Source organism: Desulfovibrio piger, from assembly GCF_951793255.1.
Lineage (GTDB): Bacteria > Desulfobacterota > Desulfovibrionia > Desulfovibrionales > Desulfovibrionaceae > Desulfovibrio.
The window spans coordinates 1,652,402-1,678,728 of record NZ_OX636706.1 but is presented as its reverse complement, the minus strand read 5'-3'; the positions used below and the strand labels follow the sequence as shown (position 1 = coordinate 1,678,728).

Annotated in this window: 22 protein-coding genes and 1 tRNA gene; 5 read left to right on the top strand and 18 right to left on the bottom strand. The window is 65.3% G+C overall.

Translation table 11 applies throughout. From position 1 onward, the window contains the following. Positions 1-14: 14 nt before the first annotated feature. From Q4I12_RS07555 to Q4I12_RS07505, 11 genes are all read right to left on the bottom strand, one after another. Complete coding sequence (locus Q4I12_RS07555) at positions 15-1,166, bottom strand: glycosyltransferase family 2 protein (RefSeq protein WP_302261245.1); 1,152 nt, start codon at positions 1,164-1,166, stop codon at positions 15-17. A 45-nt stretch (positions 1,167-1,211) separates the two neighbouring features. After that, positions 1,212-3,098, bottom strand: coding sequence for a hypothetical protein (locus Q4I12_RS07550; protein ID WP_302261244.1), 1,887 nt, complete (start codon positions 3,096-3,098; stop codon positions 1,212-1,214). Between the two features lie 532 nt (positions 3,099-3,630). Beyond that, positions 3,631-4,917, bottom strand: a complete 1,287-nt coding sequence (locus tag Q4I12_RS14015) for a thioesterase, FlK family (RefSeq protein WP_302261243.1) — start codon at positions 4,915-4,917, stop codon at positions 3,631-3,633. 996 nt (positions 4,918-5,913) lie between these two features. After that, positions 5,914-5,989: transfer RNA gene (locus Q4I12_RS07540), tRNA-Thr, on the bottom strand. A 62-nt stretch (positions 5,990-6,051) separates the two neighbouring features. After that, positions 6,052-6,435 carry a hypothetical protein gene (locus Q4I12_RS07535; RefSeq protein WP_302261242.1) on the bottom strand — a complete coding sequence of 128 codons (384 nt, stop codon included), beginning with the start codon at positions 6,433-6,435 and terminating at the stop codon, positions 6,052-6,054. A gap of 81 nt (positions 6,436-6,516) precedes the next feature. Further along, the gene (gene gluQRS / locus Q4I12_RS07530; protein ID WP_297137539.1) at positions 6,517-7,611 is read right to left on the bottom strand and encodes a tRNA glutamyl-Q(34) synthetase GluQRS; all 1,095 of its coding nucleotides are present in this window, start codon (positions 7,609-7,611) and stop codon (positions 6,517-6,519) included. 118 nt (positions 7,612-7,729) lie between these two features. Next, on the bottom strand, positions 7,730-8,239 hold the full coding sequence (locus Q4I12_RS07525; protein ID WP_297137540.1) for a rhodanese family protein: 510 nt from the start codon (positions 8,237-8,239) through the stop codon (positions 7,730-7,732). 71 nt (positions 8,240-8,310) lie between these two features. Continuing rightward, positions 8,311-9,201 (bottom strand): C40 family peptidase, encoded by an 891-nt coding sequence (locus Q4I12_RS07520; RefSeq protein ID WP_302261241.1) that lies wholly within the window; start codon positions 9,199-9,201, stop codon positions 8,311-8,313. Positions 9,202-9,476: 275 nt separating this feature from the next. Further along, the gene (gene folE2 / locus Q4I12_RS07515; RefSeq protein WP_006006345.1) at positions 9,477-10,268 is read right to left on the bottom strand and encodes a GTP cyclohydrolase FolE2; all 792 of its coding nucleotides are present in this window, start codon (positions 10,266-10,268) and stop codon (positions 9,477-9,479) included. After that, complete coding sequence (gene nikR / locus Q4I12_RS07510; RefSeq protein ID WP_006006341.1) at positions 10,268-10,687, bottom strand: nickel-responsive transcriptional regulator NikR; 420 nt, start codon at positions 10,685-10,687, stop codon at positions 10,268-10,270. Before nikR ends, folE2 begins: the two co-directional genes overlap by 1 nt. A gap of 305 nt (positions 10,688-10,992) precedes the next feature. After that, positions 10,993-11,775 (bottom strand): class I SAM-dependent methyltransferase, encoded by a 783-nt coding sequence (locus tag Q4I12_RS07505; RefSeq protein WP_168934457.1) that lies wholly within the window; start codon positions 11,773-11,775, stop codon positions 10,993-10,995. Positions 11,776-11,962: 187 nt separating this feature from the next. Here Q4I12_RS07505 and Q4I12_RS07500 point away from each other — a divergent pair, with 187 nt between their 5' ends. The 4 genes from Q4I12_RS07500 to Q4I12_RS07485 are packed head-to-tail and all read left to right on the top strand — an operon-like array spanning position 11,963 to position 17,798. Further along, the gene (locus tag Q4I12_RS07500) at positions 11,963-12,451 is read left to right on the top strand and encodes a CvpA family protein (protein ID WP_168934458.1); all 489 of its coding nucleotides are present in this window, start codon (positions 11,963-11,965) and stop codon (positions 12,449-12,451) included. Positions 12,452-12,472: 21 nt separating this feature from the next. Next, positions 12,473-13,270: a nucleoside triphosphate pyrophosphohydrolase gene (gene mazG, locus Q4I12_RS07495; RefSeq protein ID WP_168934459.1), complete on the top strand. Its 798-nt coding sequence runs from the start codon at positions 12,473-12,475 to the stop codon at positions 13,268-13,270. Next, positions 13,231-15,345: a hypothetical protein gene (locus Q4I12_RS07490; RefSeq protein WP_302261240.1), complete on the top strand. Its 2,115-nt coding sequence runs from the start codon at positions 13,231-13,233 to the stop codon at positions 15,343-15,345. The genes mazG and Q4I12_RS07490 overlap by 40 nt, the downstream gene beginning before the upstream one ends. Then, the gene (locus tag Q4I12_RS07485; RefSeq protein WP_302261238.1) at positions 15,342-17,798 is read left to right on the top strand and encodes an ArnT family glycosyltransferase; all 2,457 of its coding nucleotides are present in this window, start codon (positions 15,342-15,344) and stop codon (positions 17,796-17,798) included. The genes Q4I12_RS07490 and Q4I12_RS07485 overlap by 4 nt, the downstream gene beginning before the upstream one ends. Positions 17,799-18,339: 541 nt before the next feature. On the opposite strand, the gene Q4I12_RS07480 is transcribed toward Q4I12_RS07485, so the two are convergent. The 7 genes from Q4I12_RS07480 to Q4I12_RS07450 form a co-directional block, all read right to left on the bottom strand. Further along, positions 18,340-19,130 (bottom strand): IS5 family transposase gene (locus Q4I12_RS07480; RefSeq protein WP_412388922.1). Its coding sequence is split into 2 segments (ribosomal slippage): positions 18,340-18,788 and positions 18,788-19,130, totalling 792 coding nucleotides; the frame shifts between segments, so codons are not numbered across the junction. A gap of 52 nt (positions 19,131-19,182) precedes the next feature. After that, the gene (locus tag Q4I12_RS07475) at positions 19,183-19,665 is read right to left on the bottom strand and encodes a hypothetical protein (RefSeq protein ID WP_302261237.1); all 483 of its coding nucleotides are present in this window, start codon (positions 19,663-19,665) and stop codon (positions 19,183-19,185) included. Between the two features lie 17 nt (positions 19,666-19,682). Further along, the gene (gene glpX, locus Q4I12_RS07470) at positions 19,683-20,666 is read right to left on the bottom strand and encodes a class II fructose-bisphosphatase (RefSeq protein WP_006006325.1); all 984 of its coding nucleotides are present in this window, start codon (positions 20,664-20,666) and stop codon (positions 19,683-19,685) included. A gap of 145 nt (positions 20,667-20,811) precedes the next feature. Beyond that, entirely contained in the window at positions 20,812-22,464 is a 1,653-nt protein-coding gene (locus Q4I12_RS07465; protein WP_168934463.1) for an NAD+ synthase, read from the bottom strand. Between the two features lie 9 nt (positions 22,465-22,473). Further along, complete coding sequence (locus tag Q4I12_RS07460; RefSeq protein ID WP_302261233.1) at positions 22,474-24,315, bottom strand: UbiD family decarboxylase; 1,842 nt, start codon at positions 24,313-24,315, stop codon at positions 22,474-22,476. Beyond that, the gene (locus Q4I12_RS07455) at positions 24,315-24,806 is read right to left on the bottom strand and encodes an NUDIX domain-containing protein (RefSeq protein WP_168934465.1); all 492 of its coding nucleotides are present in this window, start codon (positions 24,804-24,806) and stop codon (positions 24,315-24,317) included. The genes Q4I12_RS07460 and Q4I12_RS07455 overlap by 1 nt, the downstream gene beginning before the upstream one ends. Positions 24,807-24,919: 113 nt before the next feature. Continuing rightward, complete coding sequence (locus tag Q4I12_RS07450) at positions 24,920-25,588, bottom strand: L-threonylcarbamoyladenylate synthase (protein WP_302261231.1); 669 nt, start codon at positions 25,586-25,588, stop codon at positions 24,920-24,922. On the opposite strand from Q4I12_RS07450, the gene Q4I12_RS07445 reads away from it, so the two are divergent. Continuing rightward, on the top strand, positions 25,587-26,060 hold the full coding sequence (locus Q4I12_RS07445) for a 23S rRNA (pseudouridine(1915)-N(3))-methyltransferase RlmH (protein ID WP_006006317.1): 474 nt from the start codon (positions 25,587-25,589) through the stop codon (positions 26,058-26,060). The two genes, Q4I12_RS07450 and Q4I12_RS07445, sit on opposite strands and share 2 nt — an antisense overlap. Positions 26,061-26,327: the final 267 nt, after the last annotated feature.

Sequence of the window (26,327 nt, the reverse complement as noted above, 5' to 3'; positions counted from 1 at the left end):
TTCTGGCGGCAGGATCAGTGCCGCATGCCGAATTCCTTGCACACAGCGATGATGAAGGCCAGCATGAAGGAAAAAACAGCCATGGCACCGAAGACGATGGCAAGGATGCTCAGATTGTCCACGAAGGGCGATGCCATATCCCCGTAACCGGCACTGGACCATGCAGAAAAACAATAGCCATAGCTGGATACGAAGAGCACCAGAAAGGCCAGCGCCACGAAAGCCAGCCTGTCACGGGAGGCCAGGCGCGCCAGCAGGCTGACGCCGCGACCCGGCAGATGCGTACCGGCCAGCCCGGCCGCCACGACCCCCAGCCCCATGACCTGCATGCCCAGCATGAGCAGCATGGCAAAGGTCACGAAACTTTTGTTGGCAAAGGTCACACTGCCCACGGACAGCGGACCGGAGAGCAGGAGCAGCACGCCCAGCAGGCCCACGCCCATCAGGGCCAGCGCCGGATACATGTACAGCCAGTGCGGCGCATAGGTCAGCAAAAAGCACAGGTGGCGCCAGCCATCGCGCCAGGTACGCAGATGCGGCGGACGGCTGCGGCCATCCTGGGCCAGCGTGGTGGGGACCTCGGCCATGCTGAGGCCGTAAAGGGAGGCCTTGACCACCATCTCGGAGGCGAACTCCATACCGGTGGTCTTCAGGTCGCAGTGCCGAATAGCCTCGGTGTTGAACCCACGCAGACCGCAATGGAAATCGCCGATGCTGATACGGAAGAACAAACGACCGATCCAGCTCAGGACCGGGTTGCCCAGATAGCGATGGAGCGGCGGCATGGCCCCGGGAGCGATTCCGCCCTTGAAGCGGTTGCCCATGACCAGATCCACGCCCTGACGCAGCTTGTCCACAAAGACCTGAAGGCTGGAGAAATCGTAGCTGTCATCGGCATCGCCCATGATGGTGTACTTGCCGCGTGCGGCAGCGATCCCCCCCAGCAGGGCCGCGCCATACCCTTTCTGCGCCACATCCACCACCCGGGCCCCCAGGCCGCGGGCTATCTCCTGGGACCCGTCCGTACTGCCGTTGTCCGCTATCAGCACTTCCCCGTCGACTCCGGAGCGTTCTAGATAGGCCTTGGCCTTCATGATGCAGGTGGCCAACGTCTCGGATTCATTCAGGCAGGGCATCAGGATAGTCAGTTCACAGGTCTGTTCCATAGCATTTCCCCTCGATGGGGACACGGCCGTACCGCATCTCCCTCATTACCGGCCAAGCTCTGCCGGCAACACGATCTTTTCAGGCAGCTCCCGTTCCCCTTCACGCCAGGCATCAAGACGCAGGAGGAGCGGGAACGCTTCACCTTCACACAAACCCAGCTCCTTGCCGTAACGCGCCACGAAGTCGGCAGGGACGCGCCACAGGAGCAGATAATCCACCTTCTGCCGTCGGGCCGTGGCCCGCAGGTCGGCAGGCAACCTGCCGCCGAGCAGGGCCGTCTCCGGCGTATCATGGGGATTGAATACGATGTCATTTTCCACCGGGGCTTCCTGTCTGTCCGGCATCAGATAAAACTGGCAGGCATTCCCGTACAGGTACTTCTCCTGGCCTACCACGAGCCAGTACCGGGCCCCTGGGGCCGACGCCCGGGCCACGATCCGGGCCGCCTGATCCATCTCTGCCATGTTGGCCGGCAACCCCACAGGACGCATGAAGAAAAAGAGGGCCATACCAGTTCCCAGAAGGAATATGCCTCCCTTGACGATGCGTCGTGTCAAAAAGGGACGGCAGCGCATGCCGGACTCCAGAGCCGCCATAAGGCCGGCAACAAGGAACGGAGCGATGGCCACAGCGATATAACGTTCATAGCTCGCGGCTCGTCCCTGCTCTTCCGGGGTCATATACATGATGGTCACATAGGCATGGGCCAGCATCCAGCAAAAGAAGCCGCATAAAAGTATCCCCAAAGCAACATACTGGCTGCCCCGGAAACATCGTTGGCCTTTCGCATCCTTTTTGACAATAAAGTACACGCTCAGGAGCAACAGAAATGCCGTCCCTGTCACGACGGGAAGATCCCCGACATACGGGATGGCGAAAAGATCCGTCAGGAAAAATGCTTGGACATACTTGGAGATGACCAGCTGCACGACAGCCGGATCAAACGCATTCGCCATCCTGGCAGAAAGCTGGGGAACGTGCTGCAAAATATGGATCTGCAGATACCAGCGCCAGAGCCCCCAAAAAAGAAGGCAGGCCCCTCCCGGAAGAACAAGCATCCTCCCTGTCTGGCGCAACTTTTGCCCTGCAGGCGCGACAAGAAAGGTCACCACTGCCGTGGTGCCCAGGATGCACAGGACCAGCAAACACCCCGTCACTTTGCACAGGATCAGAACCGGCAGCCCAAGGAACAATACCGTACGCGTCAGGAACGTATTCCCGGCAAAGACCAGAACCAGTGCGGGGACAAGAAACAAGGCGGCCTGCAGACTCTCGGCATAGCCAAACAGGTAGGAGAAAAAGCGTACCGGGGTGCCCAGGGAGCGCAGCAGGCCGAACGTCAGCAGAGCGCAGAAGCAGACCGGCCAGAACGAAAGCCCTCGTTCCCGGGCCAGATGGATGACGACACCGGTGGCAGAAAGCAGGACGGCTCCTTCGCCCAGGGCTATGGCAGGCTCCGAGAACGTCCCCATGGGCTGGAGCAGGGCCTGCAGGATGGTGACTATGGGGGGATAGAGCAGCACCGAATCATGGCGGGGCAGGACGGAGCCCCAGGCCCAGAGGCTGTTTTCCTGCACCAGATGCTTGACGAAGCCCCCCCAGAAGTATTCGTCCCAATAGACGAGCCTGGCCCCGGCATAATGCCAGGCGAACAGGAGCAATAGGCCCGCGAAGAGCAAGGAGGGAGCGGCCGTCCACATATAGCGCCGCCGCGGCGCCCCCGCGGTGAACAGCGAAAGACAGACAGGCAGCAGGGAAAGGAAGGAGAGGACAGCCACAGCAAGGCGGACTTCATGATACACGCCCCCCATGGCCGCGAGGACCTGCAGCAGGGCTGTCACGCAGACCGCCAGGAAGGGGGCGCACCAGGGTGCAGCCAGACGCCAGGCCAGAAAGATGCTCAGGCAGGTCAGTGATCCGATAAAAAACAACGGTGCCTCCTCGAAGCATTGCTATGCAGCACAGGGCAGATGGCTGCCGTGCCGTATCCGCCCCGGCATCCACGACCAGAGGACGGCTGCCAGACAAGTACGCAATATCGCGACAAAGGGCAAATCTGACGCCACAGCTTGCAGGTCAGGGCTGGCCCAAGGCAGAGGCCCGGAACGGTTCCGCCTGGCCGCCGGCAGACCGCTTTCCTCCTGCTGCCTGCGCTTTTTCTCCTCCCGCAGAAGGACGTGTAGAGCCTACCCTTCCCCAGACGTGCGGGCAAGCCTCTTCTCATCCCTTGGCGTTGCCTTGCGCACCGGCATCCTGTCCGCACTGCAGGCTGCTGAAGATACCTGCCCAGAGATAGGACGAGACAGGAGCAGCCTTATTCCCCAGGAAACCACACTTTCCCGCGCAAGATACACCGAGCCGCCCCTTCTCTCCTGGAACAAAAAACAGGGAGGAGCCTCTGCCCCTCCCTGTCAGTAACGTCCTGTTTTGCACCGGTACTTCTGTCCGGTTTGACGGTCTGTGCTAGCCCTGACCGCCACGGGTCTGAGCCCGGCTCTGGAATTTTTCCCTGTCCACCACCACGCGCTCGTGGGTCCCCTCTCCGATGGTGCCGACCTCGTCATAGGCAGCCACGGAAAAAGTCAGACCGCGCCCGTTGGCCGAGACCGCCGTCAATTTCGCCTCAAAGCGCACCTTCATGCCGCAGGGGGTCGGCGCCATGTGGCTGATGTCCACACGGGTACCCACGCTGGTCATGCCTTCGGGCAGGCAGGGACGCACAGCTTCCATGGCGGCCCGTTCCATGCCCATGATCATCATGGGCGTGGCCAGCACCCGGACCTCGCCGCTGCCCACCTGCGCGGCCAGCAGGCCTTCTTCCACCGTCGTTTCCCACTGCCCTGTCATCCCGGCTTTCGGCATGATCTCCATGATGTCCCTCCCTGTTGCGGATACGGCTGTCTTCTGTTCCTGAACAGGATCGGCCTTCCTGTCAAGCCGGATGCCCCTGTACTCCGACAGCCAGTGGTACCAGGCAGCCACATCGCCGCGCAGACGGTCATCGAGGCGGGCCAGTGCCGCCTCCCGCAGTTCCTGCGGCACACCGCCGTAAAAAGCCTCGGCTATGCTCCCGGCGATGGCGGCCTGCGTGTCGCTGTCACCGCCCAGCCAGACGGCATTGCGTACGGCCTTCTCGAAGGAACGGCTTTCCAGAAAGGCGATGATGGCTTCGGGGACGGACTCCTGACAGCTCTCCTTATGACGGTACGCGGGCCTGATCTCGGCCAGGCTGCGGGCCAGATCATACCCGTAGCGGGAAGAGACATAGTCACGGATGGCATCCCGCCCGGCCCCGTCCCGGGCCAGGAAGATGGCTGCGGCCGTGGCGCAGGCCCCCTTGATGCCCTCGGGATGGTCATGCATCACGGAGGCGCTCAGGGCCGCATAGCGTTCCGTTTCTTCCAGACTGTCACAGGCCCAGCCCACGGGTGAGACGCGCATGGCCGAACCGTTGCCGAAACTGTTGTACGGCGCGCGGCTGCCTGTGACGATCCAGCGAAAAAAACGCTGACCGTAGCCCGCCCGGCTGTAAGCACGGCCATATTCGTGCATGGCGTCGATGAAGGCCTCCCGGCAGGCCTGTTCCTGCCCATAGGCCTGCATCAGCCCGCGGGCCACGGCCACGGTCATCACCGTATCGTCCGTGAAGCGGGAACGGGGAGAAAACAAAGGAAAGGCCTCCGCAGCCCCCTGCCACGGATGGAACTCGTAAGGACTGCCCACCATGTCACCGATGATGGCTCCCAGCATGATCGATCTCCTTGATACACGGCGCCTCATGGAAACGTCCTGCCCGTTCTTCTCCAGCAGGGAGGCTGCATCCCCGGGATGGCGCACTTCAAAGAAAAAAAGCTGGACGTGGCCGCAGAGACCAGCCCTCCAGCCCTGGACAGCCTGTCCGGGAACAAAGATAGCGCCAAGGCGGAGCGTTTGCCACCATCACGACGGCGCACCTCACGGCACCTCTCGTTCCCGGATGCGGCATTGTTCACCGACGGCCCGCAAGCCGGAGCCCCGGTAAACGCTAGATCTTTCTGTACTTCCCCTTGCGGCAGACATGGCAACGGCCATTGGGCACAGCCGGTTTGCCGTACCAAAGGGGCTCTTGGTGGTACCGCAGGCACCGCGCTGGCCTCCGGCGCTCACCGTATGCCGTTGCAACGGACATCACCGCAAACATCACATTTATAGATCGTTCCCGGAAAACCGCAGGTGGGACACACTGGCATGACGTACCTCTCAGGGTTGAAATGACACTGTCCGGCAGTGAATGCCCCATCCTGCTGCGGGATCGTTCCAGATCGCGGGTCATGTGAAAATTCTTTGTTCTTTTTTGTTATCCTGCGTGTATCATTGACCGATTATAATAAACAACCGTTTCTGTTTTTCATCTTTCAAGCACTTTTTTCCACCTGCGGTCCCTGCCGTCCAAAGACAGTGAGGAAAGCACCGAACATATCCACGCTTTCCACCAGGGCCTGCCGCGAGTGTCCCTGCCGGTCACGACAGCAGGCGCAGGACGGCGTGTCATGCGCCAAGGCAAACGGGGAATAGTCTGAACCGGAATGTCGTTTCGTTGGCGTGCTGACCGGGCATTTTCCCGGCCAGATCTGGCGTCATGACCATGCGCAAAAGATGGATCATTTGCCGTCCTGCCGGGATACCTCACAGAAAGGCCCGGCAGGAAGATGTCGCATGGGCACAAAAAAAGCCCTCACGGAGATTTCCGTAAGGGCTTATTTTTTATGGAGCCAGCTAAGAGACTTGAACTCTTGACCTGCTGATTACGAATCAGCTGCTCTACCAACTGAGCTAAGCTGGCGGACGGCTTGTTGTGTCAAAATATGGCCGGACTGTCAAGCGGAAATATGCCCGGCCCCGGGATCAGTCCGCAGTCCTTTCCAGATACAGGAGGATGACGTGCAGGCTGCGGCTGACTTCCTCGGTATGGCCCAGCCACCAGCGGACCTTTTCGCCGGGCCAACCCAGTTTTTCCGCCACGGCACGGGCCACGCCCGCCACATTGAGGATGGGATGGCGCTGGAAGACCTGCGGCAGTCCGTAGGTCAGATTGCAGGCAAGACATTTTCCGGGACGCTGATGCAGCTCAAAGGCCAGTTCCGCCTTCCCTTCTCCTTCGGAGCGGCAGACCAGAACGATGTCATAAGCGCCTTCCTCAGCGCCGCCGAACAGTGCGTCGAAAAAAGCCTCAGTGCGTTCCGGAGGGAACACACTTTCAAGAAAGGCCTTATCAAGAACCTTGCTCATATTGCCTCCAGCCCGACAACGGGCAAGAAAATTTCAAAAGCTAAAGATAGCGTTTTTTTTCATAAAAGACAAATCCGCCCGTCAGCAGGGCAGGCACAGGGGCCGCAGCCAGTCCGGCACACAGGGCAGGTCCCGCAGGCAGACGTCCTGCCGGGGCAGGCGCTCCAGCCGGAAATCCGCCAGCAGATCCGCTGCCGCCAGCGGTCGCATGTCCGGGCGCAGGCCTGCCAGACGGGCCAGCACGCCCACGATCTCCGCCGCCGCGACGCCCTGGCGGCGCAGCTCGCGCACCCCCAGGCTCTGATGGCGCTTGGCCAGCCGCTCCCCCTGTCCGTCCAGCAGCAGCGGGATGTGCGCATAGGCGGGCGGTTCGAAGCCCCACAGACGCAGCAGGGCCAGCTGGCGCGGCGTGGACGTCAGTATGTCGCGGCCCCGCACCACCTGGGTGATGCCCATCAGGGCGTCGTCCAGGGCCACGGCCAGCTGGTAGGCCACCACGCCGTCGGAACGGCGCAGGGCAAAATCGCCGCCGCAGTCCTCCAGAGTGAAAGATTGCTCACCCAGCAGGCCGTCCTGAAAATGGAAACGTCCCTCGGGGCAGCGCAGACGCAGGCAGGCACGCCGCCCCCGGGCCTCGCGCTGACGCCGTTCTTCCGGGCTCAGATGACGGCAGGTACCTGGATAGGGGGCCCCGGCATCATCCACATGGGGGGCTCCGGCCAGCTGGCGCAGCTCCTTGCGGGTGCAATAACAGGGATAGACCAGCCCGGCACGATCCATGGCATCCAGCGTCGCATCATACAGGGCCGCGCGGGCGCTCTGAAAATAGGGGCCGCACGGGCCCTGCTCCGCCATGTCGCCCTCGTCCGGGATGGCACCGTCCACGGCCGGGCCTTCGTCCCAGTCCAGCCCCAGCCAGCGCAGATCCTCCACCAGAGCCCGGGCATATTCGGGACGCGAACGCTGGGGGTCGATGTCCTCCATGCGCAGGACCAGCGACCCTCCGGCGCTGCGCACCGCCAGCCAGGCCAGAAGGAAGGCCCAGGCATTGCCCAGATGCATGTAGCCCGTGGGGCTGGGGGCCAGCCGTCCCCGCACGGGACGGGAAGAGGCTGACGGCGCAGGATGGTAACGATAGGCTTGCAGGCTGCGGGGCAGTGCGCAGGGGATGGTCATGCCGCCTCCGAAAACGCCCGTACGGGCCGTCTGTGTATCATGAAGGATATGAACGAAAGGGGAAGGGCCCCCTGACAGGAGCGCCCTTCCCCTTTGGGAAAATCTGTCTGCGCGGAGACTATTTCTTGTTCCACGGCATGCGGGCCAGCAAAAGACCCAAGCCGCAGAAGCCCGTCACCCCGGCAAAGACCAGGCCCGCGCCCACGAAAGCGCTCAGCCAGAGCCACTGGGGCCAGACAAGGCTCAGGACCAGGCCCAGCAGCACCATGCCGCCCGCGCCGATCTGGATCTGGCGGAACATGGGCAGGCTGCGGCGGCTGCGCACCACGGGGAGACCGGCCTTGTCCCAGGCCGTGGCCCCGCCTTCCATCTGCCAGGCCTCACCGGCGGCCAGCTGTTCCAGAAGGTCGCTGTTGTTCTTGGTGCGGCGGCCCGAGTTGCAGGTGAAGACCACGGGCTTGTCCGTCACGGGGCGGAAATCCTGCCAGCGGATGACCGACAGGGGGGCGATCTCCGCGCCTTCGATGCGCAGGGACTCCACTTCATCAGGTTCGCGTATGTCCACGAGCCGGATCTCGCCGGCTTCCAGTTTCCTTTTGGCATCCTGGGGGCTCATGAGAGGAAGCATGATCGACTCCCGTATATGCCGGGCCCGGGGCCCGGGTCATGCCGCCCTCCCGTTGCGGACGAAAGGACGGACTATTTCTTGGTATTGCGTCCCTGCTTGCCGGAGCTTTTCTTGCTGCTGCTCTTTTTCTGGACGCTGCTCTTGCTTTTGCTGCTCTTGCTTTTGCTGCGACTGCTTTTCTTGACGCTGCTCTTCTTGCTGCTGCCCTTCCGGCTGACGCTGCTCTTGCTCTTGCTGCGGCTGTTGTTCTTCTTGACGCTGCTCTTCTTGTCCCGCGAGCTCTTCTGGCTGACACCGGCCTTGCTCTTGCTGCGGCTGTGCGAGATCTCGCGCACGGCCTGCTCTTCGGCATAGGCGGCCATGCGCAGTTCCTCAGCACTGAAGGCGTCGCTGCCTTCCACGCGCCGGGCTCCCATGAAGGTAGTTCTGAAATACGGGTCGTCAAGGCTGTTGATGCGCACGCGCGTCCGGCGACGGGGGCTGTGGACGAATTTCCCGTCCCCCACATAGATGCCGGTGTGGTAGCCGCGGCGGGGATGGTGGAAGGCCACGATGTCACCGGCGCGCATGTCTTCCACGCGGGTGATGCGCTTGCCTACGGCCGACTGTTCCCGGGCCGTGCGCGGCAGGTTGATGCCCACGCTCTTGTAGGCCCACTGGACGAGGCCGGAGCAGTCGAAGCCGCCGGGATTGCGCCCGCCGGGCACATAGGGGGTACCGATGGCGGAACGGGCCACCTGCACGGCCTTGGCCTGCCGGGGACCGCCCTCCTCGGCGCTTTCATCGAAAACGGCTTCATAGGAACGGCGGAAGCGGGCTTCCTGCGCCGCGCGCTGGCGCTGCGCATACCAGGATTCTTCAGGATAACCGGAAGAGCCGGACCCGGAATGGGAGGCGCAACCGGCGCTCAGGGCCAGCAGGCCCATGGCAAGGGGTATCAGCAGTCTTGGGACAAGACGCATGCTTTCTCCGGGGTAAGAAATCGCAACCAAAAACGGGGGAAAGGGCCCGGGCGGCAGGGAAAAGCCCCGCATGCCGCCGGCAAAGGGACAGTCCCTGAGGGGGACAGGACGACGGCCGGACAGCCTGCCCTGCCCCAAGGCCATACGAAACTTGGGCTTGAGAGTATTAGCACAGGCTGCTGTCAAGTGTAAAAAACTTTTTGGGGAAAATTTTTTGACCGCAGTATCGTGTAAAAAAAGGAAGCCGGGGCTCTCCCGGCTTCCTCAGGTGTGGGCTAGGCCTGTTCGTCCTGCGTTCGCAGGTCGCGTTCGATGCAGGCAAAGGCGTTGTGGCTGTGGATGGATTCCATGCTCTCCACTTCCACGCGGAACCAGCGCACATGCTCGTGCTCCGTCAGGCGCTGGGCCACGTTGCGCACCACGTCCTCCACGAAGGTGGGCTGGGCGAAGGCGTGCTCGGTGACGTATTTCTCGTCCTCGCGCTTGAGCAGGGTGTAGACGGCGGACGAGCCCGAAGCCTCGGCCATCTCGATGAATTCCTCGATCCAGCTGAAGCCCGACATGCGCACGGCCAGATGGATCATGGTGCGCTGGCTGTGCGCGCCCTCGCGGCTGATGGCCTTGGAGCAGGGGCACACGGTCATCACGGGCACGTCCACTTCCAGCAGGAAGGACTGGCCCTTCTCGTCCAGCTCGCCGGTCAAACGGCATTCATACGAGATGATGCTCTTGATGCCCGACGAGGGCGCGGGCTTGTGCACGAAATAGGGGAAGCAGAAGCGCACATAGGAACGGCGCGCTTCCAGACGTTCCTTGACCGTGGCCAGCAGGCGGCGCACCGACTGGTAGTTGATTTCGTCGTTCCATTCTTCCAGCGCTTCGATGAAGCGGCTCATGTGCGTGCCCTTGAACGAGGCGGGCAGATCCACACCAAGGTCCACCCGGGCCACGGTCTGGCGGCTGCCCTGGGCGCGGTCGCGCACCAGCAGGGGCACGGTGATGCCGCGGATGCCGACGCGGTCGATATTGATGGGAACCTTGGGGGCATGGCGTTGCACGTCTTCCATTATGCGAGATCCTGTCCTGTAGTTGTACCGCTGAAGGTGCCGTGCTTGACACCCTTGCAGGAAATGAGCTTGTCGGCCAGCGCCCGCACGCGGGCGGCCTCGCCTTTGAGGATGAGCACCTCAAGGCAGTTGTGATGGTCCAGATGCACATGCAGGGTGGCGATGATGATGTCATGCTCGTCGTGCTGCATCTGGGTCAGGCGGCGGGCCAGGTCGTTCTTGTGATGGTCATAGACCAGGGTCAGCGTGCCTGCGCCCTGGCCGTCGGCCTGTTGCCACTCCTCGGCCACAAGGGCCTTGCGGATGAGGTCACGGATGGCTTCGGAGCGGTTGCTGTAGCCCTTGACGGCGCACAGGGCGTCGAAAGGTTCCAGCAGCTCTTCATCCAGAGAAACACCAAAACGTGTCAGTTTTCCCATTGTTCGCCTCATGCGGCCGGGACACCGTCCGGCGGTGCCCGGTGGTGAATCTAGCAAAATCTTCCTGAAAATCCAGAGGCCTTTCCCCGCCCCTGCCCGCCGGAGCGGCGCCTTTCACGAAAAAACGTGCCTGGAAAGGGACGGACAGGCCGGATGTCGGCCACAGGTGCGCGCCCGTCATGCCGGGCCGCTGCGGCAAGGGATACAAAAGGCCCCTGCCTGCGCATGTTGCCGCATGCCTTGCGGGGACAAGCCCCTCACGCAGGCTACCGGGGCGGGAGGGCTCCAGGGCCCACGATCCGGGCCTACGCGGGCCGGACGCGGCGGCGTATCTCCCATACGGCCACCGTGACGGGCACAGGCTGGGCATACAGGGGTTCCACACGCTCGGTGAACACGCGCCGCCCTTCCAGACCGCCGCCGTGCAGGGCCTGCAAAAAGGCCTCGTACACGCCGCGCCCGGGCTCGGCCACCCAGGCCGCGCCGTCATCGGCCAGCACATGGGAAAGAAAGTGCATCACCGGCGCCACGAAGCGCTTTTCGTACATGATGTCGCCGCCCCACAGGCGGAAGATGCTGCGGGGCCGCACGGCGGGCTGCCGCCAGTCCATGACGGTCCACAGGGGCGAGGACACCCCGTTGTGCCGGGCGTTGAGGCTGGCGAAGTGCAGGGCCTCTTCCTCATAGTCCATGCCGATGACCTGCGCGCCCAGCCACTGGCCCACCATGGCCGTGAGGCCCAGGCCGCAGCCCAGGTCGAGGCAGGGACGCCCGGCGATCTCGGCGCGGCGCTCTTCCAGCCAGCGGCACAGGGCGATGCTGGACGGCCACAGTTCCGTCCAGTAAGGCAGGCGTTCGTCCTCGAAGTTCTGCGGATCGTCCAGCATGGCGTTCCACAGGGTCTCCAGGTCGGCGGCGCGCTGCAGGCGCCACAAACGGCCGCAGGCCCGCACGGAGATGAAGGGCGTGTAGGCCGTCAGGCCGTGGCTTTCCTCTTCGGCTCCGGGAGCGGTCTCCGCCGCCGGAGCTTCCGTACTGTTGCAGGCCAGTCCGGCCTGCTCCAGCAAGTTTCCCAATCGCGTATCCATCCCGCAAGCATAGCGTATCGGCCCCCATCTGTACAGACGGACGGATTGTGTCCTGCCCCCCCTTTTGCTATGCTGCGCCCGTACCTGCACGCACGGATGCGGCCCGCCGCAGGCTGCCGGAGATCCCGGCGCCCCGCGACCCTGCCGCCCCGTCGGCCGCAGGAGGATCTTTTCCTACAGGAAGCTTATGGGACAGGATATTTTCGACGTCATCATCGTGCTGGTCCTGACGGCCTTCGCGGCCCGCGGGTTCTGGACCGGCTTCGTGGGCGAGGTCGCCGGGCTGATCTCCATCGTGGGCGGCTTCTGGGTCTCCCACCATTTCCACACCGTGCTGGCCCCGCACCTCACCTTCATCACCGAACCGGCCTGGCGCAACATCGCCAGCTATGTGCTGCTCTTCCTGGGCGTGCTCATCGCCGTGGGCCTGCTGGCGCGGCTGCTGCAAAAGCTGCTGGCCTTCTCCTTCGTGGGCTGGATCGACAAGCTCACCGGCGGCCTGCTGGGCCTGGCCAAGGGCGTGCTGCTCTGCGCCGTGGTCCTGCTGCTGTTGCAAAAGCTCTTCGGCGATGCCGAGTTCCTGCGCCATTCGCGCGCCCTGCCCTACTTCAATTCCCTGATAAGCCAGGTGCGCGGCTGGCTGCCGCCTGACCTCATCAGCCGTTTCGGACTTTAACCCTCCACAAGGAACTGTTTCATGAAAAGCGCTCTGGAAGAATTGCAGGCCGTCATCGAACGGCTGACCGATGCCGAGAACGGCTGCCCCTGGGACAAGGAGCAGACCCCCGAAAGCCTGACCGAATACCTCATCGAGGAAAGCCACGAGCTGGTCAGCGCCATCCGCTCCGGCAACACGGCCGACGTGTGCGAAGAACTGGGCGACGTGGCCTTCCTGCTGCTCTTCGTGGCCCATCTGTACCAGAAGCGCGGCCAGTTCAGCCTGGACGACGCCCTGAACAACAACCGGGCCAAGATGGTGCGCCGCCATCCCCATGTGTTCGGTGACGTGACCTTCGACAATCTGGACGAGCAGCTCAAGACCTGGGAAAAGATCAAGCGCGCCGAGCACACCGACGCCGAAGGCAAGCCCCAGGGCCTGTTCGACTCCCTGCCCTCCAGCCTGCCGCCGCTGACCAAGGCCTACCGCATCCACTCCAAGGCCGCCCGCGTGGGCTTCACCTGGCCCGAGGACGAAGAAGTGGAACAGCAGGTGGAAGCCGAATGGCTGGAATGGCTGGACGCCTCCGCCGGGGACGACGCCGAAGCCCAGAAGCACGAACTGGGCGACCTGATCTTCAGCATCACCGAGATGGGCCGCCGCAAGGGCATCAAGGCCAGCGAAGCCCTGGACCTGGCCACGGCCCGCTTCCTGCGCCGCTTTGCCCGCATGGAAGAACTGGCCCGGCAGCAGGGGAAGGACTTCCCCGACCTGTCGCTGGATGAGAAGGACGAGCTGTGGAACGCGGCCAAGGAAGAAGAAAAGGCCGCCCATTAGCGACCTTTGCCCTTTGGCGGCTTTTGGCGGTCGTGCTGGCCCTGCTGCTCTGCGCCTGTTCGCAGGAGGTCATGGGCCCGCACGGCCGCAAGCCGATGCTCCTGTCCGGGACGGAACGCCCCGACAGGGCCCCCGGCAGCCTGCTGCGCGCCGATCCCGGCTATATCCAGTGGCTGGAACGCCAGTCCATGCTGGGCAATGCCGACGACCTGGCCGCCGAGGTCTCGGGCTCGGAACGCCTGTGGGGCAACAGCGGCAGCAATGACCGTCTTCCCCTGCTGCTGGACGCCGCCCCCTGCTGGCTGGAGGTCAATCCCCACACCCTGCGGGGCAAGGCCACGGCCATGCAGTCCCTGGCCCGCTCCGGCACCCTGGAAGCCTTCCGGCGGATGGGCTTTTCCGGCCTCTACCTGTCCCCGTCCCAGGAACAGGGCGCCCTCTGGCACAACCAGCTCCGCCCCGATTTCGGCACGGGCACCACGTCCCTGGCCTTCGACGCCCGCAGCGGCGATGACGAACAGTTCGCCCGGCTCAACGCCCGTGCCGCCACCAGCGGCTTCCAGCTGGGCGGCTCCCTGCCCCCGGCCGCCACAGGCCTGGGCCCGGACTTTTTCCTCCAGGCCCGCCACGCCAGCCGCTTCAGCGGTCTGTACGCCATGATGGAGGCCCCCTCCTCCCTCTGGAGCACGCTGCCCGCCTCGCCCCAGGAATGGGAATGCCTCCCCCTCAACGCCCGGCAATGCCGCGCCCTCACCGACAAGGGCCTGCTGCCCCCGGCCCTGCTGCGCGACAGCCTGCCCTGGGCCACGCCCGGCGGCTGGGCCGTCACCGGCGAAGTGCGCGGGGCCGACGGCAAGCCCCGGCGCTGGCTCTACCGCTATGCGGGCAACGTGCTGCGCCCCGTGCTGCTCTGGCAGGATCCCTCGGGACAGGCCCGGCGCGTGCTCTCCGCCGCCGTCATCCGCCATACCGGCCTGCAGCAGCAGACCCTGGCCGGGCTGCACCTTGAAGCCATCATGGGCCTGGACGTGCCGCCCGACGGCGGAGTTCCCTCCCCCCGTGACCAGCTGGCCCCCGGTCTGGAGGCCCTGGATGCCCTTGCCCGCGAGATCCACCGCTACGGCGGCTGGGCCATGCAGGCCGACATCCTGCCCCCGTCGCTGACGCCCCTTATCCAGCGGGCCCCCGTGGACCTGACCCGCGATACCGTCACCAGCCCCGCCGCCGAATATGCCCTGCTCACCGGCGATGCCGCGCCTCTGGCCTCATTACTGCGCCAGTCCATGAACAGCGGTGTCCGGCAGGAAGGTCTGGCCCGCGGTCTGCACCAGTGGCGGGGCGTGGACTGGCGTCCCCTGCGCGACCTGCCCGGTGGCGAGGCCCTGTTCCAGCGTGCCTGCCGTCTTGCCGGCCTGCATGACGACGAATATTTCTGGCCCACCACGCCCGCCGGACTGGCCCGGGAAGCCCTTGGGCGCAAGCCCGATGCCGTTCCCGCCCGCGACCGGCGCGACACGGAACTGGAAGAAGCCTGCCTGCTGCTGCTTGCCTGGCGTGTGGGCCTGCCCGGTCTGGCCTTCGTGAGCCCGCAGGAATTGCAGGGCGCCCTGCCCCTGCCCAAGTCCACGCCGGGCACGGCTGCCAGCGCCGGTCTCGTCCCCCTTCTGGAGCCGGAGACCGCAGCCGGAGAAGTGGAGCCCGCGCCCCTGGCCTTTGGCCCGCTTTCGGAAGAGCTGCGCCTGCCCCGGAGCCCGGCAAGCATCATGGCGCGGCTGCTGCATGCCCGCGCCGTCTCCGGTGTGGCCCGGGGCCGGCTTTTGCGCGTGGTCAGCGGCCCTGCCGGGACTCTGGCCACCGTCACCCGTCTGCCTGACGGCAGCTGCTGGGTGCTGGCCGCCAACTTCGGCAGCGACAGCGCCACCTTTCGCATCCCCCTGCCCGTTTCCGGGGCAGCGCAAGATATCGTTGAACAGACGTCCCTGGCTGTCCGGGGAGGTCTGACCGTGACCCTGAACGGCCGTTCTGCCCGGCATTATCTGGTCGGAGCCGCCGCATCGCCCAAGGAGCCATCATGACAGAAAAAAATCCCGATGCCGCCAGCAAGCTGGCCTGCCCTGAAGAGGAGATCCCCATGGGCATGACGCCCTGGTCCCAGCTGGATGAAGAGGCCCGGGCCCGGGTAAGCCGCCCCGCCCCTGCCGACGGCCAGAAGAGCCCGGCCCCCGGCACAGCGTCTGTGGCCCCGGAACCGGCGCCCGCCCCGCAGCAAGAGGTCCCCATCCCCATGCCCGCCGCAGAGGCCGTGCAGGCTGAGGGCGCCCCGGCCGCTCCCGCCGCGCCCGTTGCCGCGCCGGTGGAAAGCCCTGCCGCGGACCATACGCCCGAAGCGCCCCTGAGCATGGAAGCCGGGGAAGCGCCTGCGGCCCCTGCCGAGGCTGCACGGCCCGTACCCGCGACCGAGCCTGCCGTCACCGCCGAAGAAAAGGCCGACGGCAGCGAAGCCCCTGCGGAGGACGTCGCTGCCGATGCCGCCGCGGCTGCCGCCATGGCCGAAGCGCCCCGCAGCGGACGTCGCGGTCTGGCCACCATGCAGCCCGCTGCGATGGATGAACAGATCCCGGCAGCCGAAGCAGCTCCCCTGCCGGAAGAAGGCCAGGCGCCCGCCCCGCAGGCAGAAGCCCCGGCCGCTCCCGCCGCGCCTGCTGCCGCGCCGGTGGCCGTGCTGGAAGCCGGGCCTGCCCAGAAGGCCTTTGCCGTACTGGCCAAGATGGGCCCCCTGGCCCTGCTCCTGCTCCTGGCCTGCCAGCTCTGGCCCACCTTCCTGACCGGCGGTCTGTACTGCCCGCCGGAAATGAAACTGATGGATACCGTCCGTGAAGCGCTGGCCAGTGGACAGTGGTTCGCGCCCCTGCATAACGGTGATGCCCAGCTGCCCGTCTTCGTATGGATGCTGGCCGCCCTCGACCTGGTGGCCCGCATGGTGCCGCAGCTTTCGGCCTTCGTCTGGCCGGCGGGCGCCGCTCTGGGCGGGCTGGCTTGTCTGTGGGGCACCTGGGCCCTGAGCCGTGCCGCCGGTTTCGGCCCGCAGGCCGCCCTGGCCTCCGGCCTGATCCTGCTCTCCAGCCTGCTGTTCCCGCAGCTGGCGCATTTCATGGGCCCGCAGGGGCTGGCCACCGGTCTGTGCCTGCTCTCCATGGCCTTTTTCTGCATGGGCTGGAAAAAGGAACACGCCTGGATCTCCCTGCCGCTGGCCTTCCTGACCTCCGGTCTGGCCGCGCTGACCGGCGGCCTGGTCTTCCTGATCCTGCCCCTGCTGACCAGCCTCGTCCACCTGTTCTGGACCTGGCGCATCCGTCGCGCCCAGCGTCTGGACGCGCTGGCGGGCTTCCTCCTGCTCCTGCTGCTGGGCACCCTCTGGGCCGCCGCCATCATCTTCTGGGTGCAGGCCGAAGGCTACGCCCAGGCCGTGTCGGGCAAGTTCATCAGCCTGCCCTGGCCCCTGCCCGCCTTCTGGTGGCTGGCCCCGGCGCTGGCCGTGCTCGGCCTCCTGCCCTGGCTCTTCGTGGTCACCGGCGTCAACTGGGGCCGCGTGTTCGCCACCAGCTGGAAGACCCTGCGGGCCAGCCGCAAGGAAAACAGCGGCAGTTCCTTCCTCTGGATCGCCCTGTTCTTCTCCCTGCCCCTGTCCCTGCTGGGTTCCGGTCTTGCCGGTGCCACGCCCGCGCTCTGCCTGCTGGCCATCCTGCTGGGCCGCGCCCTGGTCCGCATGGGCAGCCTGGGCAGCAAGTTCTTCTATCTGGTCATCGCCCTGCTCTTCCTGCATGCGGGCATGCTGCTGGCCGCCCTGCACTTCCCCGTGGCGCTGGAATGGCTCCGCACGTCCACCTCGCTGGCCATCCCCCAGCAGTATGAGGCCCTGCTGACCAGTCTGGATGCCCTGCCCGTCCTGGGCGGCCTGTGCATCGTCTTTGCCGTGCTGCTGGCCCGCTTCACCCGCCGCGCCTGGCCCGGCGGCTCCCTGCTGGTCTGCACCCTGTTCGCCATCCTCCTGGCCCAGCCCGCCCACCTGTGGCTGGCTCCCCAGCTGGCCGGACATGCCGAGCTCAAGCTCGCCGCCGCCCAGCCCCTGAACGCCGCTGCCCCTGCCGCTCCGGCCGCTGTTGAGGAAAGCGCGGCTCCTGCGACCCCCGAAGCTGCTGCCGAAACGGCCGCACCGGAAACGCCCGCTGCTGATGCGGCAGCTGCTGAAGCGGCCCCGGCCCCTGAGGCCGCTGCTCCGGCTGAAGCCGCCCAGGCTCCGGAAACGCCGGAAGACACCGCTCCCGCGACTGATGCCGCCGCTCCTGCGGAAACGCAGGCTGCCCCGGCCGAGGAGGCTGCGGCCCCCGCTCCCGCGGAAGGCACGCCCGCGCCTGCGGAAAACGCGCAGCCTGCCGAACCCGTGCAGGAGGCGCCCGCCGTGCAGACCCTGCCCGCGGGCCCCGAACACGGCGCGCCCATCCCGCCGGAAGCCGTTCCGGCCCAGTAAGCGCCCGTCCATAGACCAAAAACAAGGGGAGAGCCTGCCAAGGCTCTCCCCTTTTGCGTTTCCTGTTTCCTTGCCCAGCGGGAACTCCACCTGTCTGCTGCCGGGCTGCCTGCCGCCCCACATTTCGGACAGCGGGACTGTGACAGCATCTCTTTATCCCTGCCGGACGACGTATCCGCAAACATACGGAAAGGATGCCGCCCGAGATGGCGGATCTCCCCTAGCGACACGACACCACACCAACAAATGCGAACGTACCGGACCTGCCTCCATAGCGTACTGTAAAGCAGGGAGGCCACCAGTCCCGGCCCTCTGTTTGGGAGACAGCTCTTCTTCGTTTGGCGCTTCCGTCCGTCGCCGCCGCTAAGGCTCTGAAGGCCTCGCCGTGCGAGAAAAGGACTCTCCACATCCGCCTGCCAGCAGGGAGGATGCAAACGGAACAAAGCCAAACGGCATGAAAAAAGCGCCCATCCTCACGGGACGGACGCCTTTTTTTCAGAACAGCAGGCAGGGGCCTGCGATGCTAGAACTCATTTCATAATTAATGGGCAATTTTTATAACTCTTCTCAACAAAATCATAGAAAAAGCAAGGTGGACAAGAGCCGTAAAACGTTCAACGCACCTTTCCCAACGAGTTATTGCCTTTTTAAATTTGTTAAGCCACGCAAAAAGGCGTTCAATTTTCCATCTTCTTTTGTAACGGCGCAAGAGCCGTCCGTCTTGCGTCGCCGGCTTTTTACGATTCTTGCGGTGCGGCGCGATGAGTTCAATTCCCTGAGAAGCAAGGGCTTCATCAAGCGGATCGCTGTCATAGGCACGATCCCCAATAATTCTTCGGGGGCGTCCCAACGTGACAATTTCATTGATTGTAGCCTGGACAAGTCTGACTTCATGAGGGTTAGCAGAATCCGTGTACACGGCGATAGGTAAACCAGAAGCGTCAGCAATAACCATGAGCTTCGTACCTTTGCCCCGCTTGGTCTTTCCCACTTTTGGGCCCCTTTTTTTGCGACAACGAATGTGCCGTCAATGAAGCATTCTTCCAGATTTATCAGGCCATTATCTTCAAGATGCCGGGCCAGAGACTCCAGAATTTTTCGAAGCCTTCCATCTTTTACCCATTTGCTGAATCTCCGATAGCAAGTTGCGGAAGATGGAAACCTGTCCGGTAAGTCCGCCCATGCCGCGCCTGTACGCAAGACCCAGAGGACGCCATTTAAAACTTCTCTGTCAGAATGAATTTGTGGACGTCCTGCGCCTGTGCGCTCTTTCTGAAAAAGAGGTTCCAGGACAGACCATTGATCATCAGTTAGCATTTCGGCTTTGCTCATTTTTTGAGACTAACCGAAACCTTAAATTTTCTCCAGAATTATGAAATGACTTCTAGTGGGACATGCCCTCGTCAGGCATGCTCACCTTGAGCAGGCTGCCCAGATGCTTGCGGGCCAGCTCCACTTCGCTCTTGTCCACGACGGGCATATCCTTGGGACGGGCCTGCAGGTCATTGCCGTCTTCCACGATGACAAGCGCTGCGGCCATACGGCCCATGACGCAGAAGAAGCGCCGGGCATCCCAGCCCTTGGCTTCCACCCAGCGGGCGGCATCCTCAGGATAGAGGAAATCCGCCTTGCCCCTGCGGGCCACGGGATGGGCCTCGATCCTGTTCTCACGGGCCCAGCTGCGGAACTGGGGCAGCATATCGAGAAAGCGCAGCAGTTCCTTTTCTTCCACCGGGCTCTGCCCGTCATAGACCGTCGTCACGGCGGCCGCTTCCACGTCCACCGGGGCGACCACGGTCAGGCCGCCCAGCAGCAGGCCGCAAAGCAGCCCGCTGGCCAGCCAGCCTTGGCATCCTGTTTTTCTCATCAAGCAACAAGCCTCGCTTAGTACTGCACGGCGCTGATCTTGGAGAGCCTGTCCATATTGTGGTAGGATTCCACATAGCGCAGGGTCCCGGTCTTGCCGCGCAGCACCAGGGAATGGGTCACCGCATGACGGGCGCTGTAGCGCACGCCACGCAGGAAATCGCCGCCGGAGATACCCGTGGCGGCAAAGAAGCAATCATCGCTGCGCACCAGGTCGTGCACGGTCAGCACTTCGCGGATGTCGATGCCGGCCTCGTTGATGGCTTCCTTCTCCACATAGGACTGGGGATCCAGACGGGCCAGGATCTGGCCGCCCATCCCCTTGATGGCGCAGGCCGCCAGCACGCCTTCGGGAGTGCCGCCGGTGCCCATCATGACGTCGACTTCGGAACGCGGATCCACGGCCATCAGGGCGCCGGCCACGTCACCGTCGGTATGCAGCTGGATGCGGGCGCCCGTGCTGCGGATGTCTTCGATGAGCTTCTTGTGACGGGGCTTGTCCAGCACGAAGACCACCAGGTCCTGCACGTTCTTGCCCAGGGCGCGGGCCACGTTGTGCAGGTTGACGTCCACCGGGGCGTCCAGATCGATCACATCGCGGGCCTCGCGGGCCACCACCAGCTTCTGCATGTAGTAGCTGGGGCCGGGGTTGAACATGCTGCCGCGCGGCGCCACGGCCACCGTGGAGATGGCATTGGGACGGCCATAGGCCAACAGGCTGGTGCCTTCCACGGGGTCCACGGCCACATCCAGCTGCGGGCCGTCGCCCATGCCGACCTTTTCACCGTTGTACAGCATGGGGGCGTGGTCCTTTTCGCCTTCACCGATGACCACGATGCCGTCCACATGCAGGGTGGAAAAACTGTTGCGCATGGCGTCCACGGCGGCGCCGTCACCGGCCTCCTTGTTGCCGCGGCCCAGCCAGCGGGCCGAAGAAAGCGCGGCGGCTTCCGTGATGCGAACGATGTCAAGAGCCAGGTTTTTCTCTGGTGCTTCAGGCATGGTCTCTCCTCCAGATGCGAATGATGTCTGTCTGCGCTCCTGCGAGCGCTCCGGCGGCCATGCTCGTTCCCGCAGCCGCCTTCCCTTGGTATCAAATATCGTGCGCCTTGCGGCGCGTCCCCTTTTCCTCGGATAGCACGCGCCCCTACGGCATGCGGTAGCGCCCGGCCACCGGCACCTGCCAGCCCGTGCCGAAGGGCATGCGGCTGATGTGCAGGCCCAACGGCTCCTGACGGCGCTTGAATTCCGCGGCGAACAGCTTGCGGCGCACTTCCTTGCGCAGGCCCTCGTCGGCTTCCTGGGGCTGGGCCGCCGTCTGCCCGGCAAAGATCAGGCTCTCCAGCACCGGATCCAGCACGTCGTAGGGCGGCAGGGAATCCGAATCCTTCTGCCCGGGCCGCAGCTCGGCCGAGGGGGCCTTGTCGAAGATGGCCTGCGGGATGATGGTGGCCTGACGGTGATGGTTGTACCAGCCTGCCAGGGTGTAGACTTCGGTCTTGGTCAGGTCGGCGATGACGCCCAGCGCGCCCACGGTATCGCCGTACAGGGTGCTGTAGCCCACGGCGCACTCGCTCTTGTTGCCCGTGTTGAGCACCAGCGCCCGCGCCCGGTTGGCCAGCGAGGACACCATGATGCCCCGGATGCGGGCCTGCAGGTTCTCGAAGGTGGTGTCACCGGGGAAGGTCTCGAACAGGTCGAGCCCCGGCGCCAGCGCCGCGGAAAAACTCTCCATGACCGGCTCGATGGGCAGGGTCAGGGTCCGCACTCCCAGATTCTTGGCCAGCTCCAGCGAGTCGGTCACCGAACCTTCGCTGCTGTAGGGCGACGGCATGAGCACGGCCGTCACGTTGTCCGCGCCTAGGGCCTCGGCAGCCACACAGAGCACCAGGGCCGAATCCATGCCGCCGGAAAGGGCCACGATGGCCTTTTCCAGACCGCACTTGCGGACGAAGTCCCGCACGCCCAGGGTCAGGGCGTCCCAGATGGCTTCGGGCAGGCAGGCGGGACGCGGATGCACGATGCCGCCGCTGCCCGCGGTGTCCACCAGCAGCACGTCCTCGGCAAAGGCCTTGCCGCGGGCCAGGATCTGCCCCGTGGGGTCGAAGGCCAGGCTCTGGCCGTTATAGACGCGGCTGTCGTTGCCGCCCACCATGTTGACGGAAAAAAGATGCACATGATGCCGCGCCGCCACATGCGAGAGCATCTGCTCGCTCAGGCGCTGCACCCCCTTGCTGAACGGCACCGCCGCCATGTGGACGATGGCGTCCACACCGCGCTGCACCAGCTCCATGAGCGGGTTGTGGCCGCTGGCGTACTGGGTCTTCCAGAAGGCGCCGTCCTCGGTGGCCGATTCCTGGCACAGCACCACGCCAAGGCGCCAGCCGTCCAGGGCCAGGATGCCGCAGGAGACGCCCCGGTCGAAGAAGCGGGCCTCGCTGTCCTGCCCGTAGGTCTGGTAGACCTTGCGCGAGACCACCGACCAGCGCCCTTTCTGCACCAGGATGGCCGCATTGGAGAGCAGGCCCGAGGCGTACACGCTGGCCACCGGCGCGCCCACCAGCAGGGGCGGCCCGTCCTGCAGGGCATCGGCCAACATCTGCAACCCGGCCTTGCAGCCCTCGGCGAAGTCCTCGGCGCGCAGATAGCTGCCCGGGGCCACGCCGCACAGGGCCAGCTCGGGAGTGACGCACAGGTCGGCGCCCTGGGCGGCGGCCTCACGCACGGCGGCAAGGATGCGCTCGGCATTGCCGGCCACGTCACCGGTGACGGTATTGCATTGCAAGAGGGCGATCTTCATAGACGATCCTTATTCGATAAGGCCGTGCAGCGGGCCGCCCGGCGCGGCCAGGGCATCCACACGGCGTTGAACGGCGGGGTCTTCCTCCAGGGCGGGCGCATGGAAGGGCTTGATGCGGGCATCCAGCAGCAGCGGCCCTTCGCAGGACCAGTGCCGCGCGCGGACCACGGCCCCGGTGCCGTAGACGTCGGCAGCGGGATCGGAACGGCTGAAGGCCACCCAGAGGAAATTGTCGAAGTCCGCGGCGCAAAAGGCGGCATCGTCCGCCACGACCACCAGCGGGAAGGCATCGCGCTGCGGCCAGTGGGCCAGGCAGGCGGCCAGCTCCTCCATGCGCGGGTCGGTCTCGTTGCGGCCCAGTTCATGACGGGGGCCGCGCAGCACCAGGATGCCCGGCCCGGCACAGCGGGCGTCGCCGAAGCCTTCGGGCAGCGACGGCAGGTCGTGCACTTCCAGCGCCAGTTCCCGGCGCTTCTCGCCCGCCGAGGCCCAGATGAGCTTGGAGCCTTCGTTGAGGGCAAAACCGGTGTAGTCCAGCGTATCCGTGGTGGAGCGGGTGATGAAGTGCAGGTCGCGCTCGAAATCGGTGCGCTCCAGCAGATGCCGGAAAAAGGCCACCACGTCCCGCGCCCGCAGTCCCGGCGCATCCTCATGCGCGGCCACCAGCACGTATTTGGCCAGGGCCGTCTGCGTGGTGCCCAGCATGTGCAGGGCGGCGGTCAGCAGTTCGCGCGGGCGGCGCTGCGCCTCGTACGGCGTGTAGCGCTCGCTGCCCAGGGCCAGCAGCAGGGGGTGCACCCCGGCGGCGTCCACGGCGTGGACCTCGCGCACGCCCTGGAAGATCTGCGGCACCAGCGCGCCGGTGAGCTCGTGGATGAAATCGCCGAAGACCGTGTCTTCCTGCGGCGGGCGTCCCACGGCCGTATAGGGCCAGATGGCGCCGGTGCGGTGATGCACGGCCTCCACCTGCAGGACGGGGAAATCATGCTTCAGGCTGTAGTAGCCCACATGGTCGCCAAAGGGACCTTCGGGCTTGAGGTGCGGCAGGATGTGGCCGCTGATGCAGAAATCCGCCTCGGCCAGCACCGGCAGGGGCAGACGGCGGCTGTAATGCATGGCCGCACGGCAGCCCCCCAGCAGGCCCGCGAAGCGCAGTTCCGACAGGCCTTCGGGCAGGGGCATGACCGCCGCCACGGTGAAGGCCGGCGGCCCGCCCACGAAGATGTTCACCGGCAGGCTCTGGCCCCGCTTGAGGGCCTCGGCATGGTGCACGCCGATGCCGCGATGGATCTGGTAATGCAGGCCCACCTCGTCGGCGGCGTAGTCGTTGCCCGCCAGCTGCACACGGTACATGCCCAGATTGGAGGCATCCGGGCCGGGGCGTGCGGGATCCTCGCTGTAGACCAGCGGCAGGGTGATGAAGGGGCCGCCGTCCATGGGCCAGCCCACCAGACGGGGCAGGGCCGACAGGGCGCAGCGGTTCTCCAGCACGGGGGCCTTGGAGGTGCGGCGGGGCAGCATGTGCGGCAGCGCGGGCAGGGCCCGCAGGCTGCGCAGGGGATGCTTCAGGGCCGCGGCCGGATCGGCCTTGGCGGCCAGCACGGCTTCCACCCCGGCGAGGCTGTCGCGAAAAATGAAGTGCAGGCGCTCCGTGGTGCCGAAAAGGTTAGCCAGCATGGGGAAGGAGCAGCCCTTGACCCGCGTGAACAGCAGGGCCGGAGACTTGGAGCGGAAGGCCCGGCGCTGGATGTGCGCCAGCTCCAGATACGGGTCCACGGGCACGTCGATACGGCGCAGCTGCCCGACCTTTTCCAGATCGGCCACACATTCCTGAAGGTTACGGTAGCCCATCAGTCATCCTCCCCTGCCGGTTCCACCGGCGCCAGCGTACGTTCTCCCGCCAGCCAGCGGCCGAAGTCCGCCAGGATGCGGGCATGGTCGAAACAAATGGGCTGCGGCAGCCTGTCCAGAGGATAGAAGGCCGCCCGGGCCGCATCGTCCCCGGCTTTCAGGGCCGCCGCATCACGCGGACGCCCCACGAAGACCACGCTCATGGTATGGCGGCGCGGGTCACGATCCGGGCGCGAATACACGCCCAGCACGCCCAGCAGCTCCACATCGAGGCCGGTCTCCTCGCGCATCTCGCGCACGGCGGCATGTTCCACCTGCTCGCCGTCGTCCACGAAGCCTCCCGGCAGGGCAAAGCCGTGCGGCTCGTTGACACGTTCGATGACCACCACGCCCCGTTCGGGATCATAGATGACCACATCCGTGGTGGGCGCGGGGTTCAGATACTGGATGACGCTGTGACCGCAAGCGGGACAGGTGAGTTCTTTCTGCATGGGTGCCTCCAGTGGCGCATGGTACGCCAGCAGCATGTTGGCCGCAAGCTCCATGTTCGACAGGGATTCCGATGCTCCGGGATGCGCCTTCCGCCTTTGGCGGCGGAGCGGGCTCAGGCCAGGTGCGGCGTGAAGCCCGCGGCCTTCAAAGCCTCCAGGCTGACGGCCCCCAGACGCAGCACGCGCAGGTCCGTACCGGCCAGCGGCTCCACGATGGTGGACGGCACGCCGCCTGCCGGGGCCGGGCCGCTGATCACCACGCCGTCGTCGGGCCCGGTCAGGGCCGTCAGCAGGCGTTCGTCCAGCTCCTCAGGCACACGGGCGGCCGCCTGGCCGCTGATGTTGGCGCTGCTGGCCGTCAGGGGCGCCCCGGCCAGACGGGAAAGCTGCGCCGCCAGCGGATGGGGCGTCAGGCGCACGGCAGCCTTGCCCTTGGGGTTCACCAGCTGCGGCGCCAGGGGCCGACATCCTTCCAGCGGCGTCAGCCGGGCGGTCAGCACCACGGTCAACGGGCCGGGCCAAAAGGCCGTCAGCAGCGCTTCGGGGGCCTGCTCCAGCGTCACATAGGGGCGCAGCAGGTCAAGGCTGCCCGCCAGCAGGGGCAGAGGCATATGGACGGGCCTGCGCTTGGCCTGATACACTCGCGCCACGGCCACGGCCTGGTCGGCACAGCAGCCCAGGCCGTAGAACGTCTCTGTGGGAAAGGCCAGCACGCCGCCATCACGCAGTCTGCGGGCGGCGTCTTCCGCCGTGGATATCTGACACAACGATCGAGGAATCATGACAGGGAAACCCTTGCGCCTGCTCAGTGTGGGCAAACTGAAAGTACCGTTCTGGAAAGACGCCGCCGCCCACTACAGCCAGCGCATCAACCGCTGGCGGCGTCTGGAATGTGTGGAAGTCCGGGACGGGGACCCCGCCCTGCCCCAGGCCCAGCGCAACGAGCTGGAAGGCCGCCGTCTGCTGGAGGCCCTGGGCCCGCAGGACGTGCCCCTGGTGCTGGACGAGCGCGGCATCACCATGACCTCGCCCCAGCTGGCCCAGCTGCTGCAAAAGATCGACAACAACGCCATGGGCCGCGCCTGCTTCATCATCGGCGGCGCCTACGGTCTGGATGAGGCCGTGCGCCAGCGCGCCTGGAAGCTCGTCAGCCTCAGCAGCATGACCTTCCCCCATGAGCTGGCCCGCGTGCTCCTGCTGGAGCAGCTCTACCGCGCGGAGTGCATCATCCGCAAGGTACCCTACCATCATTGATGCGGCCTGCGGGCGCTTGTCTGAAAAATCCGCCGGGGAGGAGCGCCCCTCCCCACCATGCGCTTCATCTCCAGAGGAGCCTTGCCGCGAGCCGCCTCCGCTCGCCCCTCTGCCGTCCATGCCCCGGCGCTCTCCATCGCGACGGACACGGCCCTGCAGACCGTCTTTGGTCACACGCCCATGCCAAAAGGGACGGCTTCGTCCGGCAAAAAGCATCCCCGCGACCGGGGCTCCCCCGGCATCCGCTTCCTCTTTTCCAGACAAAAC

What these genes read in the sequence shown, in the direction of transcription:
- Q4I12_RS07555 (WP_302261245.1), bottom strand. Translation starts at nt 1,166, where the DNA reads ATGGAACAGACCTGTGAACTGACTATCCTGATGCCCTGCCTGAATGAA.
- Q4I12_RS14015 (WP_302261243.1), bottom strand. Translation starts at nt 4,917, where the DNA reads ATGCTGGGAGCCATCATCGGTGACATGGTGGGCAGTCCTTACGAGTTC.
- Q4I12_RS07535 (WP_302261242.1), bottom strand. Translation starts at nt 6,435, where the DNA reads ATGAGCAAGGTTCTTGATAAGGCCTTTCTTGAAAGTGTGTTCCCTCCG.
- gluQRS (WP_297137539.1), bottom strand. Translation starts at nt 7,611, where the DNA reads ATGACCATCCCCTGCGCACTGCCCCGCAGCCTGCAAGCCTATCGTTAC.
- Q4I12_RS07525 (WP_297137540.1), bottom strand. Translation starts at nt 8,239, where the DNA reads ATGCTTCCTCTCATGAGCCCCCAGGATGCCAAAAGGAAACTGGAAGCC.
- Q4I12_RS07520 (WP_302261241.1), bottom strand. Translation starts at nt 9,201, where the DNA reads ATGCGTCTTGTCCCAAGACTGCTGATACCCCTTGCCATGGGCCTGCTG.
- folE2 (WP_006006345.1), bottom strand. Translation starts at nt 10,268, where the DNA reads ATGGAAGACGTGCAACGCCATGCCCCCAAGGTTCCCATCAATATCGAC.
- nikR (WP_006006341.1), bottom strand. Translation starts at nt 10,687, where the DNA reads ATGGGAAAACTGACACGTTTTGGTGTTTCTCTGGATGAAGAGCTGCTG.
- Q4I12_RS07505 (WP_168934457.1), bottom strand. Translation starts at nt 11,775, where the DNA reads ATGGATACGCGATTGGGAAACTTGCTGGAGCAGGCCGGACTGGCCTGC.
- Q4I12_RS07500 (WP_168934458.1), top strand. Translation starts at nt 11,963, where the DNA reads ATGGGACAGGATATTTTCGACGTCATCATCGTGCTGGTCCTGACGGCC.
- mazG (WP_168934459.1), top strand. Translation starts at nt 12,473, where the DNA reads ATGAAAAGCGCTCTGGAAGAATTGCAGGCCGTCATCGAACGGCTGACC.
- Q4I12_RS07485 (WP_302261238.1), top strand. Translation starts at nt 15,342, where the DNA reads ATGACAGAAAAAAATCCCGATGCCGCCAGCAAGCTGGCCTGCCCTGAA.
- Q4I12_RS07475 (WP_302261237.1), bottom strand. Translation starts at nt 19,665, where the DNA reads ATGAGAAAAACAGGATGCCAAGGCTGGCTGGCCAGCGGGCTGCTTTGC.
- glpX (WP_006006325.1), bottom strand. Translation starts at nt 20,666, where the DNA reads ATGCCTGAAGCACCAGAGAAAAACCTGGCTCTTGACATCGTTCGCATC.
- Q4I12_RS07465 (WP_168934463.1), bottom strand. Translation starts at nt 22,464, where the DNA reads ATGAAGATCGCCCTCTTGCAATGCAATACCGTCACCGGTGACGTGGCC.
- Q4I12_RS07460 (WP_302261233.1), bottom strand. Translation starts at nt 24,315, where the DNA reads ATGGGCTACCGTAACCTTCAGGAATGTGTGGCCGATCTGGAAAAGGTC.
- Q4I12_RS07455 (WP_168934465.1), bottom strand. Translation starts at nt 24,806, where the DNA reads ATGCAGAAAGAACTCACCTGTCCCGCTTGCGGTCACAGCGTCATCCAG.
- Q4I12_RS07445 (WP_006006317.1), top strand. Translation starts at nt 25,587, where the DNA reads ATGACAGGGAAACCCTTGCGCCTGCTCAGTGTGGGCAAACTGAAAGTA.
- Q4I12_RS07450 (WP_302261231.1), bottom strand. Translation starts at nt 25,588, where the DNA reads ATGATTCCTCGATCGTTGTGTCAGATATCCACGGCGGAAGACGCCGCC.